Source organism: Blautia argi (assembly GCF_003287895.1).
Classification (GTDB): domain Bacteria; phylum Bacillota; class Clostridia; order Lachnospirales; family Lachnospiraceae; genus Blautia; species Blautia argi.
In genome coordinates this window covers 812,756-828,562 of record NZ_CP030280.1, presented here as the reverse complement: position 1 = coordinate 828,562, position 15,807 = coordinate 812,756, and the positions used below count along the sequence as shown (strand labels likewise).

The following is a 15,807-nucleotide window of genomic DNA, read 5'->3' as shown; positions in this document are numbered from 1 at the left end:
GCGCTTTCTGTGCCTCCAAAGATGAAGCTTTTTTCTGTGTATTTAACAGCATTCTGGACTTATGGAGCGCAGCCTTTCACCTACCTGCCCCAAAAAGCAGAAGCTCTATTATCTTTTCCTGCGTGTCTTCTGACAGGAAGCCCTCAGACTGCCTCTGCCTTTTCAAACTGGCTGTTATACAGGTTTGCATAAAAGCCCTGTGCAGCCAGCAGACTTTCATGGGTTCCCTGTTCAATAATATCCCCATCCTTCATAACCAGAATCAGGTCAGCGTCCCGGATTGTGGACAGTCTGTGTGCAATAACAAAGCTGGTTCTGCCTTTCATCAAATTATCCATTGCCGCCTGAATCCGTTCCTCTGTTCGGGTATCTACAGAAGATGTGGCCTCGTCCAGAATCAAAATCTTATTATCTGCCAGTATTGCCCTTGCAATGGTAAGAAGCTGCTTCTGTCCCTGAGAAATATTGCTGGTTTCCTCATTTAATTCCATCTGGTATCCGCCGGGCTGTGACATAATAAAGTGATGGGCATGGGCTGCTTTTGCTGCTGCAATTACTTCCTCATCTGTAGCGTCCAGTCTGCCGTACCGGATATTTTCCATGATGGTGCCATGGAACAGCCAGGTTTCCTGAAGCACCATACCGAAAAGTTCTCGAAGCTGAGGACGATTGAAATCTTTCAGGTTATGCCCGTCAATGAGAATCTCCCCGGAGTTTACATCATAAAAGCGCATCAAAAGTTTAATCATGGTAGTCTTTCCAGCTCCCGTAGGACCTACAATGGCAACCTTCTGTCCGGCTTTTACTACGCCGTTGAAATCATGAATAATCAGGTGATCCGGGTTATAGCCAAATGCCACATGCTTTGCTTCTACATTTCCCTCAATATGACTGATATCCACAGGATTTTCTACTATCTGGTCTTCCTCTTCCTCGTCCAGAAATTCAAAGACACGCTCTGCTGCTGCCGCAGAGGACTGCAACATATTTGTCACCTGGGCAATTTGCTGAATAGGCTGTGTAAAGTTTCGGATATACTGAAAAAATGCCTGGATATCTCCCACCATGACTTTTCCTTTAATTACCATAAAGCCGCCTAAAAGGGCAACCATAACATAACCCAGATTTCCCACAAACTGCATAATAGGCATCATCATACCTGAGAAAAACTGGGAACGCCAGCCAGAGGTGTACAGCTTTTCATTGGTTTCCTCGAAAGTACGGATAACCTCCTCCTCTTTGTTAAATGCCTTTACCACATTGTGACCACTGTAAATTTCCTCCACCTGTCCGTTTACTTCCCCCAGGTATCTCTGCTGCGCCTGGAAGTATTTCTGGGAGTGCTTCATCACCTTCCCGATAATCAGCATGGACACCGGCAAAATCAGAACTGCTGCCAGAGTCATATACACATTAATGGAAAGCATCATAATAAACACCCCTACCAGCATGGTTACTGAAGTAATGAGCTGGGTAAAACTCTGGTTAATGCTTGCCTGCAAAGTATCCACATCATTAGTGATTCTGGAAAGGATTTCCCCGTGGGTTCTGCTCTCAAAATATTTCATGGGAATCCGGTTGATTTTTGCCGAAATATCTTTTCTCAGGTTGTAGGTTACATTGTTGGAAATTCCAGTCATAATCAATCCCTGGATAAAGGAGAACAGGGCGCTGACCATATACAGCCCCAATACCCACAAAAGAATGGCTGCAATCTTCCCAAAATCAATACCGCTGCCGCCATTGATTTTAGACACCAGACCTGTATACAGCTCTGTGGTTGCCTTTCCCAAAATCTTTGGCCCGATGATACTGAATACTGTGCTGCCAATAGCAAAAACAAACATACATGCCATTTGCGGGCGATAGCGTTTCATATAGGAAAGCAGTCTTTTCATGGCTGTTTTAAAATCTTTTGCCTTTTCTCCGGACATACCGCCGCCATGTCCTCCCATATGGCCTCTTCTTGCATTACTCATCTGCCAATTCCTCCTCTGATAACTGTGATATGGCAATCTGACGATAGACCTCACAGGTTTTTAAAAGTTCCTTGTGGGTTCCCTGTCCCACGACCTTACCTTCGTCCAGCACCAGAATCTTATCTGCATGGAGAATGGTACTGATTCGCTGGGCAACAATCAGGGTTGTAGCGTCCTTTGTTTCCTTCTTCAAGGCCCTTCGAAGCACCACGTCGGTTTTGTAATCCAGAGCAGAAAAGCTGTCATCGAAAATATAGATTTCCGGCTCTTTTGCAATAGCTCTTGCAATGGACAGACGCTGCTTCTGTCCTCCGGATACGTTGGAGCCGCCCTGGGCAATGGCTGAATTTACGCCTTCTTCCTTTTCCTGGATAAAATCCCATGCCTGTGCAATCTGGGCTGCCCGTTTTACCTCGTCCTGTGTCACTTCTGGCTTTCCGTAGCGGATATTGGAATCAATGGTACCGGAGAACAGCACACCCTTTTGCGGCACATAACCGATTTTCTGCCGCAGATCATGCAACTTCAGGCTACGGATATCCACACCGTCCACCAGAATTCTTCCTGAAGTCACGTCAAAGAAACGTGGAATCAGATTTACCAGAGTACTCTTTCCACTTCCCGTACTTCCGATAAATGCCACAGTTTCTCCCTTTTTCGCATGGAAATCAATGTCTGTCAGAGATTCCTCGTCTGCTCCCGGATAGGCAAAGCCCACATGCTCAAACACTACATCACCTTTTAACTCTTCCTTTGTTTCCTCTGTATGTTCAGGGTCATGAATGCTCACTTGTGTTTCCAGAACTTCGTTAATACGGGTTGCCGCTACCTTTGCACGGGGAATCATAATGGACATCATGGTAATCATGAGAAATGCCATAATAATCTGCATAGCATACTGCATAAATGCCATCATATTTCCAACCTGCATAGTTCCGTCATTGACTGCGTGAGAACCGTTCCATACAATCAGAACCGTAACGCCGTTCATAATCAGCATCATCACAGGCATCATAAAGGTCATACAGCGGTTTACAAACAGGTTTGTCTTTGTCAGTCTTGCATTTGCCTCCTCAAACCGTTCTTCCTCATGCTTTTCCCGACTGAAGGCACGGATCACCGGAACACCGGTGAGAATTTCTCTGGATACCAGATTCAGCTCATCGATCAGATACTGTAGTTTTGTAAATTTCGGCATGGCAATTTTGAAAAGCAGCGCCACAAACAGCATAATCACCACTACCGCAAGCCCCAGAATCCAGGTCATGGACGCATCGGTCTGGAATACCTTATACACACCGCCGATACCCAGAATAGGCGCATATAGCACAATACGGAACAACAGCGTAAAAAGAAGCTGTACCTGCTGTACATCATTAGTACTTCTGGTAATCAGAGAGGCTGTAGAAAAATGGTTTAATTCCTCTCCTGAAAAAGAAATAACCTTTCTGTACACATGATTTCGCAGATTCTTACCAAGGGTTGCTGCCACCTGGGAGGATAAGAAAGTCACCATAATGGCTGCTCCCATGGCAAGAAGCGCCAGTCCCAGCATTTTCAGACCGCTTATGAGAATATACTGTGTCTGCAAAGCGTCCATATCCTTTCCCTGCGCCTTGTATTCTTCTTCCACAAAGAGAACTGCGCTCTGTGTTACAATGGATTCCGGCATTTCCTCAAACTTTTCCGTCATTCCCTCTTTCATGGCACTTAACTGTTCCTTTGGCATCTGGGCAAACACTTCCAGAAGCTTGGCTTCCTCTGGAACCTGCAGCTGTTCTTTTATCTTTGCAACCTCTTTGGAGGAATCGTCCCACAATCCGCTGACAACCATTTCCGGGATTCCCAGAATCTGATTTAATTCTTCCCGTTCTTCCCTGGTTATTTCCTTTAACCGGTAAATATCTCCGTCTTCCTCATAAGACGCTTTTACCTTTTCGCTGTCCTCTTCCTCCAGAAACAGAGAAATCTGCTCCATGGATTCTTTTCTCAGGGTATCCGGCACTCCGTCCTCAATGCCCTTTTGCTGAATTCCCACGTTGACAATTTTAGACGTGTAATCCGGCAGGGACAAATCGCAAAATGCCTGGACAAATAACAGAAGGATAATCATGACAATATAGTGCCACCGCTCCTTCATGTAATGAAACATTTTTAACATAATGTCCTCCTTTTCTGCCTCTTGCTTCTATAATGTTCTATCTTCCTCCAGATTTGCAATCATCTGGTCAAAAAAACGCTTCATCAGGCACATTTCACTTTCAGAAAAGCCCTGAAAAATCATTTTTTCATTTTGCTCCACACAGGTTCTCACCTTTTCTATGAGTTCCCTCCCTCTCTCGGTCAGATAAATGCGGATTCGCCTCTGATCCTCCTGATCGCTTCTTCGCTCAATCACGCCTGTCTTTTCCAGACGCTTCATGGAAACAGCCACTGTTGCTGCACTGATATGAAGGTTTTCGGAAATTTCCTTCTGGCTCATGCCCTCCTTTTTTTCCAGTTGACACAGCAGAGGAATCTGCTTTGGGTGAATCCCAATTTCACTGAACAGACAAAAGGTATTGCGGAAATACAGATGTGTCAGCTTTACAAACTTGCTCTGAAAGCTATCATCTTTTTTCTTATCTGTCATGCCGCTTCTCCTCTCTTTAGTTAGTCGACTAACATATATTATGGCACATTCTTCTAAATTTCAATATATATTTTTTAATTTTACATTTTTTTTATAAATTACTCCCAAAAAATTAATTAGTTATCTAACTGTATAATTTCTCTCTTGCACCCCTGGTTTTGCCCTGCTATAATAAACATAATATTTTCACAATTTAAATTAAAAAAGTATTTAATCTGAAGAAAGGCAGGCTTTCACTCTATGACACCGAATAAAAAAACACACGTCTTCCCTTTTAATCTCATACTCATTGGTTTTATGGGCACCGGAAAAAGTACGGTTGCCAGATACCTTGGCAAAACACAGCATATGGAAATCATCGAAATGGACGAAGAAATCGCCCATAGAGAAGGAAAAAGTATTCCGGATATCTTTGCTGAAAAAGGAGAAGCTTATTTCAGAGATCTGGAATCCCATCTTTTAAAAGAACTGCAAAGAGAAACAAACCAGATTCTTTCCTGCGGCGGCGGCATTGTGCTACGCCCGGAAAATATCACACAAATGAAAAAAAACGGGAAGGTCATACTCCTCACCGCCAGCCCGGAAACCGTACTGGAACGGGTAAAGCATGACAATTCCCGCCCTGTCCTGAAAAACAGGAAAAACACAGAAGACATTGCCCGTCTTATGGACGAACGCAGGGACAAGTACCTGGCAGCCGCGGATTTGGTTATTTCCACAGACCACAAAAGCATTTCTCAAATCTGCGAGGAAATCCTGACAGAGGTATCCTGCTTCTGCTAATCAGTTAATTGCTCTTATCTCAGGGCTGTCCCACAAAACAGGAGATAAAGTAATCGCTCTGCTTTACCCCTCTTTTTGCTTTCCCTTAGAAAGCTCCGGCAAAACTACGCAGAGCATAGTGACAAAGCATGCAATTCCTCCGATAAAGTTGGATATCGGCTCTGCCAGAAACACGCCGTCTGCCCCCAAATTTGCCACATAAGGAAGCCACAGGGTCAGCGGTATGACAATGATTGCTTTGCGAAGCAGAGAAAAAAAGATTGCCTGCTTTGCCTTTCCAAGAGCCGTAAACACACTTTGCCCTGCAAATTGCAGGGACATAAAGCAAAAGCCAAAGAAATAAATCCGCATGGCAGGTACTCCCAGTTGTAAAAATTCTTCTCCTCCGTTAAACAGGTGGATAAAAAATCCAGGCAGCAAAAGAGTGAAAATCCATGCTATAGTGGTATATGCCATACAGCCCACAGACATAATCTTAATACCTGATCGCACTCTTTTGTATTCCTTGGCCCCATAGTTAAATCCCAGAACCGGCTGCGCTCCCTGACTGAAGCCCTGCGCCGGTACGCTTAACACCTCGCGCACAGAGTTTACAACAGTCATAATCCCCACATACACATCTCCGCCAAAGGACTGCAGGGTTACATTACATACCACCTGTACCGCGCAGTTGGTTGCTGCCATAATAAAACCAGAAAGCCCAAGAGCCAGAATTTCCTTCATACAGGAAAGCTTTGGCTTCATATACTGCTTCTGCAGCTTTAAAAGAGTTTTCCTTCCCCCGCAGAAACGACACTACCCAAAGGGCAGACACTGCCTGGGAAATCACCGTTGCTACTGCCGCACCTTTTACTCCCATATGAAATCCAAAGATAAACACAGGGTCTAAAATCAAATTTATCACTGCCCCGATGAGAACCGTACACATACCAGTCCGTGCAAAGCCCTGACAATTAATAAATCCGTTCATGGACATGGTTATCATAACAAAAACTGTCCCCAGAAGATAAATCCCCAGATAGTCATTGGCATACCCGAAAGTATCCTTACTTGCCCCGAGTGCATACAAAAGAGGCTCTTTCACAAAAAATCCCATAACCGTCAGCACGATTCCGAGCACCAGAGTCATGAGAAAGGAATTTCCCATAATCACTTTTGCCTTTTCTGCATTTCCCCTGCCTCTTTCAATGGAACAAAGAGGTGCGCCTCCTGTACCAATGAGAAAAGAAAACGCCATAATGGCAGTAATGACAGGAAAGGCAACCCCTACTCCGGTAAGGGCTGCCGAGCTTGCGCCGGGAATCCTGCCAATATAAACCCGGTCTACAATATTGTAAAGCACATTGATGAACTGTGCCAGAATCAGAGGAAGGGACAGCCGGAAAATATTTCCCAGCATGCTTCCTCTGGAAAAGTCATGCTCCTCCATTTATATCACTTCCTCATATTACCTTTACTTCTGTCTATAAGTTGACAGGAAATCTGCCAGCTTATCCGCCGCCTTTCCAAGCACCTCTACATTAGGCAGATATACAATGCGGAAAATGATCTGGCTTGCCCCAGTTAAATCCTTTGCCGCAGGTAACCAGAATTTTCTTCTCATGAAGCAAATCCAGAGCAAATTTTTCGTCATCATAAATGTTGAATTTCTCGGTATCCAGTTTTGGGAAAATATAAAAAGCTGCCTTTGGTTTCACCACGGAAATGCCTGGTATATCCTTAATGGCGTTGTATATAAATTCTCTCTGCTCATAAATCCTTCCCCCCGGCACCAGATATTCATTGACGCTCTGGTATCCGCCAAGGGCTGTCTGCACCACTGCCTGCGCCGGTACATTGGAACAAAGGCGCATGTTGGAAAGCATGTTTAAGCCCTCTATGTAGCTTTTTCCTTTCTCCTTTGCACCGCTTAACACCAGCCAGCCGCAGCGAAAGCCTGCTACCATATGGGATTTGGAAAGTCCATTTAAAGTGGCACAGAACAAATCCGGCGCTAAAGAGGCAATAGAGGTGTGTTCAATGCCGTCCATAACCAGACGGTCATAAATCTCATCAGAGAAAATCATCAGCTCGTGCTCTCTTGCTACGTCCACAATCTCCTGCAGTACTTCTTTTGGATACACCGCACCTGTAGGATTATTGGGATTAATCAGCACAATGGCCTTTGTCCGGTCTGTGATTTTGCTCCTGATGTCCTCAATATCCGGATACCACTCAGACTGCTCATCACAAATATAGTGTACAGCCTTGCCTCCTGCCAGAGTAACGCAGCCAGTCCACAGGGGGATAATCCGGGGACGGCACCAGAATTTCATCACCGCTGTCTACCAGTCCCTGCATTGCCATGTTAATCAGCTCACTGACTCCGTTTCCTGTATAAATATCGTTAATAGACACATTGGGGATTTTTTTAATCTGACAATACTGCATAATTGCCTTCCGCGCTGCAAAAATTCCTTTTGAATCAGAATAGCCCTGACTCTCTCTCAGATTATAAATCATATCCAGAATGACTTCCTCCGGGGCTGAGAACCCGAATGGCGCAGGATTTCCGATGTTCAGTTTTAAAATATCAATGCCACTCTCCTGCATACGGTTCGCTTCGTCCAGGACCGGCCCTCTTACGTCATAGCATACATTGTCCAGTTTTGATGATTTCTGAAATGTTCTCATACCTTTGCCCTCGTTTTCTTTTTTATAACAATAGATTTTATCACTTTAGTCTGGGAAACTCAACTATTTTCCTGAATCTTTCGGAAATATTCCTGAATCTTTTCCTCGTATCCGTTGTCTGTAGGGCGGTAAAAAAACCCTTCCCTCCAGCTCAGAAGGCAGATACTGCTGCTTTACGTAATGATTGGGATAATCATGGGCATATTGATATCCAATACCATGTCCCATTTTTGCCGCCCCTTTATAATGAGAATCCTGCAAATGTACCGGCACCGTTGTTTTTACCGAACGCACTGCTTCTAAGGCCTCATCAATAGCCAGATACGCTGCGTTGCTCTTTGGCGCACTTGCCACATAGGTAACTGCCTGGGCAAGGGGAATCCGTGCCTCCGGCATACCAAGACGCTCTACTGCCTGGGCTGCCGCCACTGCCACCTGCAAGGCCTGCGGGTCTGCGTTTCCCACATCTTCTGCAGCGCAAATCATAATTCTTCTGGCAATAAATTTGATGTCTTCTCCTGCATACAGCATTTTTGCCAGATAAAACACAGCTGCGTCCGGGTCAGAGCCGCGCATACTTTTAATAAAGGCAGAAATGGTGTCATAATGGTTATCCCCTGTTTTGTCGTAGCGCACCACCCGTTTCTGAATACACTGGGACGCTGTTTCCAGATCAATATGTATCTTCCCGTCTTCTCTTTTTTCCGTTGTCAGAATTCCGAGTTCCAGGGCATTTAAGGCAGCTCTGGCATCTCCTCCTGCAATATCTGCCAGAAATTCCTTTGCGTCCTCATGAAGCACTGCCCCATAGCTTCCCATTCCACGCTCCTTATCTGTCACGGCACGTTCCAGAAGTCTGCAGATATCCTCTTTTTGCAGAGGCTTTAATTCAAATACAATGGAGCGGGAAATCAGCGCACCGTTTACCTCAAAATAAGGATTCTCTGTAGTGGCGCCGATTAAAATCAAGGTGCCGTCCTCCACAAAAGGAAGCAGATAATCCTGCTGGCTCTTATTAAAGCGATGAATCTCATCTACAAACAAAATGGTCTTCTTCCCATACATGCCAAGGTGCTGCTGTGCTTCTTTCACCACCTCTTCCATATCTTTTTTTCCTGCCACAGTGGCATTAATCTGATGAAACCGGGCGCTGGTAGTGTTGGCAATCACCTTTGCCAGAGTGGTCTTTCCGGTTCCCGGCGGGCCGTAAAAAATAACGCTACCCAGCTTATCCGCCTTAATGGCGCGGTAAAGCAACTTATCCTTTCCGATAATATGTTCCTGTCCGGCCACCTCTTCCAATGTCCGGGGGCGCATACGGGACGCCAGCGGAGATTCGTTCTCCAAAGTCTGTTCCTTCATATAATCAAATAAATCCATATGGTTCTCCTATTCCAACAGCAGTTCTTCTACTGTAACAAATTCATATCCCTGCTCTTCCAGTATATCTGCCACCTGCAGCGCAGCATCTACAGAAGACTGAAAAATATCATGCATTAAAATAATATCACCTTCCTGCACATCTTTCACTACCCTTTTCACAATTTTTTCCGTATTTTCTGTGGTCCAGTCCAAAGAATCCACGTTCCAGGATACCGGAAACATAGTAATCTGAAAATCCAGGTTCTGTCTCCATGCACCAAAAGGCGGACGGACAAAAGAAGGACAGACTCCTGTATTTTCATAAATTTTATTACAGGTAAGCAAAATCTCCTCTTTTGCCTGGCTTTCTGAAATCTTCTTTAAGTTTACATGGTGATAGGTGTGATTTCCAATGAGATGCCCTTCCTTTTGCATACGCTTTACCAGCCCTTCGTTTCCCTCTATATTCTTTCCAATAAGAAAAAAGGTAGCCGGAATCTCCCGCTCTTTTAATCCGTCCAGCAATTTCTCTGTATAAATACTATGCGGGCCATCGTCAAAGGTCAGGGCGATGCGTGGGTGTTCTTCGTCTAAAAGTTCTCCTGCTGTTTCCTGCGCTTTTTCCATGCCTTTTCCTCCGGACAGGAAGACTGCCAGAAACAGGAGAACACAGACTGCTGTTATCCACTTTTTCATACTCTTTTGCTCCGATTTTCTCTGTTTTTAATACTATATGCAAAGTATCCTCCCTCTTGACAGAACTCCTCTTCTCCCTTTACAATAACCTTTGCATCTTGACCAAAACAGTAAGGAGTATCTATGAAAACCAGAAAATCAAAATTTATTACCTGCTGCATACTGGGTCTTTTGGTTCTGGCTCTGTTTGCATTTTTCTATGCCAAAAAGAAGCCTGCTGCTGAACCCGTATCTGCAACAGCCTTTAAGCTAAATACCATTGTCACAGTCACCCTCTATGATTCCAGGGACCAGAAGCTGGCGGAGGAAGCCGTGGCTCTGTGCGACAAGTACGAAAAGCTTTTCAGTCGCACCTTAAAGGACAGTGAAATCTATCAGCTCAATCACGGCACCCTTCCAAAACAGGGAAATGCCTTTGTACTAAGCGAAAAAACGGCTGCACTCATTCAAAAGGGGCTGGAATACGGAAAACTTTCTGACGGGGCTTTTGACATTGCCATTGAGCCGGTATCCTCTCTTTGGGATTTTACCTCTGAAGAAAAACGAATCCCTTCTCACGAGGAACTTAGAAATGCTCTGCCTCTGGTGGACTACCGGGACGCAGAATTAAGAGGAAATCTGCTGACTTTTAAAAAGGACGGTATGGGACTGGATTTAGGCGCTATTGCCAAGGGATACATTGCAGATGAAATCAAGGTTTTTCTCTTAGAAAAGGGCGTCAAAAGCGCCACCATTAATCTGGGTGGAAATGTTTTGTGCGTAGGGGAAAAGCCGGAAGGCGTACCTTTTAAAATCGGTATCCAGAAACCTTTTGCAGACCGCAGCGAAACCATTGCTGTCATGGAAATCACAGACAAATCCGTGGTATCCTCAGGGATTTATGAGCGGTATTTTGAAAAAGACGGAACCTTTTATCACCATATTTTAAATCCCAAAACAGGGTATCCCTATGACAACCATCTGGTATCTGTCACCATTATTTCAGACAAATCCGTGGACGGTGATGGACTCAGCACTTCCTGCTTTGCACTTGGTCTGGAAAAGGGCATGGAACTGATAAACAGCCTGCCGGACGTACAGGCCGTGTTTATCACTGATGATTATGAACTACATTACAGTGAAGGGTTTAAAGACAAAATTAAAATCAAGGCAGTGGAAAAATAATTCCTATGGATCAAAAAACAGAGCAGACTTTCTCATATGATAAGTCTGTTCCGTTTTTTTTGAAATTATTTATGTTTAATAAATACTCAAAATCATATAAATGAATCCCATTGCCAACATTTCCACCGGAAGGCCTTTATACGCCCTGCTGGTCCGTGCAAATTTCAAAGTTACTTTTACGGACATGAACAAAATAATCGGTACTGCAATGGTCCAAATCTGTCCTAAAAGCGCTCCAAAGCTCTCCATGGCAAAGGGACGCATAAACACTGCCAGGGGAATCACCACCAGAAGGCTGTGTGTATTGGCGCTTTTTTTCTTCAGGACTCCATTGGTAAAGGCAAGCGTCATACCTGCAGTAAGGAAGCCAAACATAGTATCCTGAAAAATCTTAGACTGAAATTCTGCCTGACAAATGCTGTTTTCAAAAATTGTTCCCGCGCCGAAAAATTCCCTTGCAACAGCCAGAAGAATCCAAAAACCCCAGGCAATGGCAGTTTCCCAGAAAAGTTCTCCATACTCTCCGTCAATAGCTCCTGTCAGCACATGTTTCACTATGAAAAGTCCTAAAATACAGGTCATAATCCACATTCCTGTATTGTCAACCGGAATTCCAAGAGCCGTAAATCCAAGAAGGAATACAGAAGCACACACCGCTACGGTTCCTATGCATACACATAAATACAGACTCCACTCAGGAACCCAGTCTTTTAACAGATTTCTCAGAGCTTCTGCAAAAACAGTTGCCAGGATTACCAGAATTCCTGCTGCAAAGGCCTCTTTCATTCCCGCGGAAAACAACACGATTCCAAAAGCAAACGCTTCTGCCGGATATTTTAACTTCATATTGTATCCTCCGCTTTTCTTATTTCACTGTCTGTAAAAATGCATAAGCATCATTAATTCCTGTTACCGCTGCTGTGGAAGAAATGGTAGCGCCGGACACTGCATCTACCTGTGTTCCTTCTGCCGGAGTTTCTGTTTCCTGCTCTTTTGTTTCTTCTATTCCGGCAGCCTGGTTCAGACACTGCTGTGCCAAATCAACGAATCCTCCTACGGAAATACTCACGCCTGATACAGCATCGGTTTTCCCCTGTTCATTCAGTTCTGCAAAATCTAAAGACTGATTCTCTACCAGAGCTGCTGCCATAGCCTCTGCCTGTTCTTTCCAGGTTGGACCGTTTTCTGTCATCACATATTCTCCGCTTTCAGACAATACGCTCTTCTTGCTTCCGTCTTCTCCTACAGACTCCCATACCACTTCTGTAATTTTGCCGTCTTTTACGGTCATATTTACCTGGTCTGTATAACCATCTGCCGGCTCACCTTTTGCCTCATAGGTTCCGTCCTGTAAAACCGGTGTTTCTGTAATGCCGGCAGCTTCTTTCATACACTGTTCTGCCAGATTCACAAATCCGCCTACGGAAATGCTCACGCCTGATACAGCATCGGTTTTTCCCTGCTCATCTAATGCTGCAAAATCTAAAGACTGATTCTCTACCAGAGCTGCTGCCATAGCTTCTGCCTGTTCTTTCCAGGTCGGACCGTCTTCTGTCATCACATATTCTCCGCTTTCAGACAATACGCTCTTCTTACTTCCGTCTTCTCCTACGGATTCCCATACGACTTCCGTAATCTTTCCGTCTTTTACAGTCATGTTCACCTGGTCTGTGAAACCGTCCATTGGCTCACCTTTTGCCTCATAAGTTCCATCTGCAAAAACAGCGCCTTTTAATTCCTCTGTGCTGTTTTTTTCCTGGCTGTCGCCTTCCAGCTTCATGCCCGGCAGAACCACTGGAGCTTTTACACCCTCAAACTGGCTTAAAAATTCTGCATCTGCAATCTTCGCACCCAGACCCTCTGTTTCATTCTGTTCTGTCACTTCTGCATTTGTCACGGTTTCCCCTTTTTCATCAAAAGAAACCTTCATCACAATATCGCTGGCATAGCCTTTTTTCTTCACAGTAACCACATAACCCTTATCTGTTTTTACCGCTTTCTGAATATTTTCAGCGCCTTTCGTATCCAGCTCTTCCAGAACCTTTGCTTCCTTGGACGCATCTCCTGCTCCTGTATCCTGTGCCAGTGCCTTTGAGCCTAAAATCACTCCAAAAGAAAGAGCTGTCACAACAACCAGGGCAAGAAGCCCTTTTACATTTTTATTTTTCATCGATTCTTCCTCCAATTTAAGCCTCTTTTTTCTGAAATTCCATATACATGCTTTTGATACACGAAGGACAACATTCCTGCCATACAGTTTGCTGTTAAAATACCAAAGCAGATTCCTTCCGGATAAACGCTGAAAATTCGAATTGCCGCAGTAATAATACCTGCTGTGACTGCGTAAAGCAGTTTCCCTCTTCTGGACACAAAAGCATAGTCAGATAACATATAACACCCTCCCATAATCAGTCCGCCTCCGAAAAGATTCAGAAGAATATCTCCTGTAAATAGTCCCTCCGGACCAAAAATAAAGGTCAGCACTACTACTGTTCCAATATAAGTAAGGCATGCTTCCGCATTAACAATTCCCTTATAACACATATAGGCAAAACCAACCAATAACAATAGTTTACTGGTTTCTCCCATAGCTCCCGGCGTTTCTCCCAGGAACATCTGCAGATAGCTGTAGCTCTGCTCTCCTCCTGTTTTTACCGCGCCTAAAACCGTAGCCGCAGATACGGCGTCTGTTTCTAAGGTTCTTGGGGCAACATACTGCATAACCGCACCCGGCCAGGCAACCATGGTTAAAAGTCTTCCCATTAATGCCGGATTGACAAAGTTATTTCCGATTCCTCCAAACATCTGCTTTACAACCAGAATACTGAATACATCTGCTGCCACAAGCGTCCAAACAGGAACCGTAACCGGCATGTTCAATACCAGTAAAAGTCCGGTAACCACAGCGCTGAAATCTCCTGCTGTTACCTGTTTTTTCGTTAATTTCTGCCAGAAAAACTCTGTAAGAACACACACGGTAATGGAAAGCCCTGCCAAATATAAAGCTCTGATCCCAAAAAAGTAAATCGCGCCAAGAAGCGCCGGAACCAGAGAAATTGACACATTCATCATAACATTTCTGGTAGTCCGCTCTGTACGGATATGAGGTCCGTTTATCACTCTTGTCTGACTCATGCTTTCTTCACCGCCCTTTCCCGCATTCTCTGTTTCACCATATCTCTTGCCATTCTGGTCCGTACAGAAAGTTCTCTTTTTGCCGGACAGGTGTAAGAGCAACAGCCACAGGCAATACATTCGCTGGCGTGAAGCTGTTCGCACAAATCATAATCTTCTTCCAAAAAGGCATATTCAATCTGATAAGGAACCAACCCTGCCGGACATACATTCGCGCAGCCTGAGCAGCGGATACAAGGCTGCTCCTCTTCCTGTCTGTCAGGCAATACCAGAATACCGGAAGTATTTTTTGTCACATAGAAAAGTTCTTCTTCCCCATTCCAGTCAGAAGCCACACAAGGCCCTGTCATGGGTCCGCCGGCAATAATCCGGTTTTCTTTTACTGTAACGCCACCGCAAAGTTCCACTAATTCCTTTACTGAAGTGCCCACAGGTACCAGATAATTGCCCGGCTCCTTTACACAGCCTGTCACTGTAACAGTCCTGCGAATCAGAGGAATTCCTCCTAAAACCATATCTGCGGCTGCCTTTGCAGTTCCCACATTGGAAACAATCACGCCTACATCAGCCGGAAGTCCGCCCTGAGGTACTTCTTTTCCCAAAACAGCCTGGATAAGCTGCCGTTCCCCACCCTGAGGATATTTTGCAGGTAATTCTACAATCTCCAGATTCCGGACTTCTTTTATTTTTCCGTCCTGTCGTGCAGCCTCCAAAATCTTCCGAAGACTGCTGATAGCCTCCGGTTTATTATCTTCAATACAAAGATAGGCTTTCTTTGCTCCTGATGCCTTTAAAAGCAGACAGATTCCATTTAAAATTCCGTATCCCTGCTCTAACATTAAGCGGTAATCACAGGTGAGAAAAGGTTCACACTCTGCGCCGTTAATCAAAAGGCTGTCAATGGGCTTGTCTGTTTCATATTTTTTATGAGTGGGAAATCCTGCGCCGCCCATACCGGTAAGACCGCCGTCCCGGACACCTGCCAGAATCTCTTCTCTGGAATACTTCTCCGGACTTACCATCTCTGACTCATATGCCTGGGGTTTTCTCTCCATTTCCCCTTCACGTTTCACAATGCACCCCAAAACCATACGATTTTGCTGGCACACCTCTTTTACTTCCAGTACCTCTCCGCTTACGCTTGCATGAAGAGGCGCTGCCATAAATGCCTCCGGCTTTCCAATCTGACTTCCTGCGGTGACCTTATCTCCCGGCTTTACCAAAAGAGAGCATTTGCCTCCAAAGGACTGTTCTGCCAGAATGGTTACTGTTTCAGGCCAGTATTCACGGACAGGCAGATGCATGGTCATGGCTTTGTCATAACCGTCTGTGGGGTGGATTCCTCCGGGGAATCCGCTTTTCTTCTTCTTCCACATGTTCTGT

Annotated in this window: 10 protein-coding genes and 3 pseudogenes; 2 read left to right on the top strand and 11 right to left on the bottom strand. The window is 44.9% G+C overall.

All coding sequences use genetic code 11. The features are described 5' to 3' along the window. Positions 1–143: 143 nt before the first annotated feature. The 3 genes from DQQ01_RS04130 to DQQ01_RS04120 are packed head-to-tail and all read right to left on the bottom strand — an operon-like array spanning position 144 to position 4,611. On the bottom strand, positions 144–1,979 hold the full coding sequence (locus DQQ01_RS04130) for an ABC transporter ATP-binding protein (RefSeq protein WP_111918637.1): 1,836 nt from the start codon (positions 1,977–1,979) through the stop codon (positions 144–146). Beyond that, positions 1,972–4,140: an ABC transporter ATP-binding protein gene (locus tag DQQ01_RS04125; protein ID WP_111918635.1), complete on the bottom strand. Its 2,169-nt coding sequence runs from the start codon at positions 4,138–4,140 to the stop codon at positions 1,972–1,974. The genes DQQ01_RS04130 and DQQ01_RS04125 overlap by 8 nt, the downstream gene beginning before the upstream one ends. Before the next feature lie 27 nt (positions 4,141–4,167). After that, positions 4,168–4,611, bottom strand: a complete 444-nt coding sequence (locus DQQ01_RS04120; protein WP_111918633.1) for a MarR family winged helix-turn-helix transcriptional regulator — start codon at positions 4,609–4,611, stop codon at positions 4,168–4,170. Between the two features lie 240 nt (positions 4,612–4,851). Between DQQ01_RS04120 and DQQ01_RS04115 the strand changes: the two genes are divergently transcribed. Continuing rightward, positions 4,852–5,394 (top strand): shikimate kinase, encoded by a 543-nt coding sequence (locus tag DQQ01_RS04115; RefSeq protein WP_111918631.1) that lies wholly within the window; start codon positions 4,852–4,854, stop codon positions 5,392–5,394. A gap of 63 nt (positions 5,395–5,457) precedes the next feature. Here the strand turns inward: DQQ01_RS04115 and DQQ01_RS18045 are convergent. The 4 genes and pseudogenes from DQQ01_RS18045 to DQQ01_RS04095 all read right to left on the bottom strand — a co-directional run bounded on the left by DQQ01_RS18045 (position 5,458) and on the right by DQQ01_RS04095 (position 10,125). After that, positions 5,458–6,823: pseudogene (locus DQQ01_RS18045) on the bottom strand (MATE family efflux transporter). A 24-nt stretch (positions 6,824–6,847) separates the two neighbouring features. Further along, positions 6,848–8,067: pseudogene (locus DQQ01_RS18040) on the bottom strand (aminotransferase class I/II-fold pyridoxal phosphate-dependent enzyme). 59 nt (positions 8,068–8,126) lie between these two features. Then, positions 8,127–9,447 (bottom strand): annotated as a pseudogene (locus DQQ01_RS04100) (replication-associated recombination protein A). A 9-nt stretch (positions 9,448–9,456) separates the two neighbouring features. After that, entirely contained in the window at positions 9,457–10,125 is a 669-nt protein-coding gene (locus DQQ01_RS04095; RefSeq protein WP_111918629.1) for a polysaccharide deacetylase family protein, read from the bottom strand. Between the two features lie 123 nt (positions 10,126–10,248). On the opposite strand from DQQ01_RS04095, the gene DQQ01_RS04090 reads away from it, so the two are divergent. Next, complete coding sequence (locus DQQ01_RS04090; protein ID WP_111918627.1) at positions 10,249–11,289, top strand: FAD:protein FMN transferase; 1,041 nt, start codon at positions 10,249–10,251, stop codon at positions 11,287–11,289. 75 nt (positions 11,290–11,364) lie between these two features. On the opposite strand, the gene DQQ01_RS04085 is transcribed toward DQQ01_RS04090, so the two are convergent. The 4 genes from DQQ01_RS04085 to rsxC are packed head-to-tail and all read right to left on the bottom strand — an operon-like array spanning position 11,365 to position 15,800. Next, on the bottom strand, positions 11,365–12,135 hold the full coding sequence (locus tag DQQ01_RS04085) for a hypothetical protein (RefSeq protein WP_111918625.1): 771 nt from the start codon (positions 12,133–12,135) through the stop codon (positions 11,365–11,367). A 19-nt stretch (positions 12,136–12,154) separates the two neighbouring features. After that, positions 12,155–13,459, bottom strand: a complete 1,305-nt coding sequence (locus DQQ01_RS04080) for an FMN-binding protein (RefSeq protein ID WP_111918623.1) — start codon at positions 13,457–13,459, stop codon at positions 12,155–12,157. Continuing rightward, complete coding sequence (locus DQQ01_RS04075; protein WP_111918621.1) at positions 13,456–14,424, bottom strand: RnfABCDGE type electron transport complex subunit D; 969 nt, start codon at positions 14,422–14,424, stop codon at positions 13,456–13,458. The genes DQQ01_RS04080 and DQQ01_RS04075 overlap by 4 nt, the downstream gene beginning before the upstream one ends. Next, complete coding sequence (rsxC, locus tag DQQ01_RS04070; protein ID WP_111918619.1) at positions 14,421–15,800, bottom strand: electron transport complex subunit RsxC; 1,380 nt, start codon at positions 15,798–15,800, stop codon at positions 14,421–14,423. The genes DQQ01_RS04075 and rsxC overlap by 4 nt, the downstream gene beginning before the upstream one ends. Between the last annotated feature and the right edge of the window lie 7 nt (positions 15,801–15,807).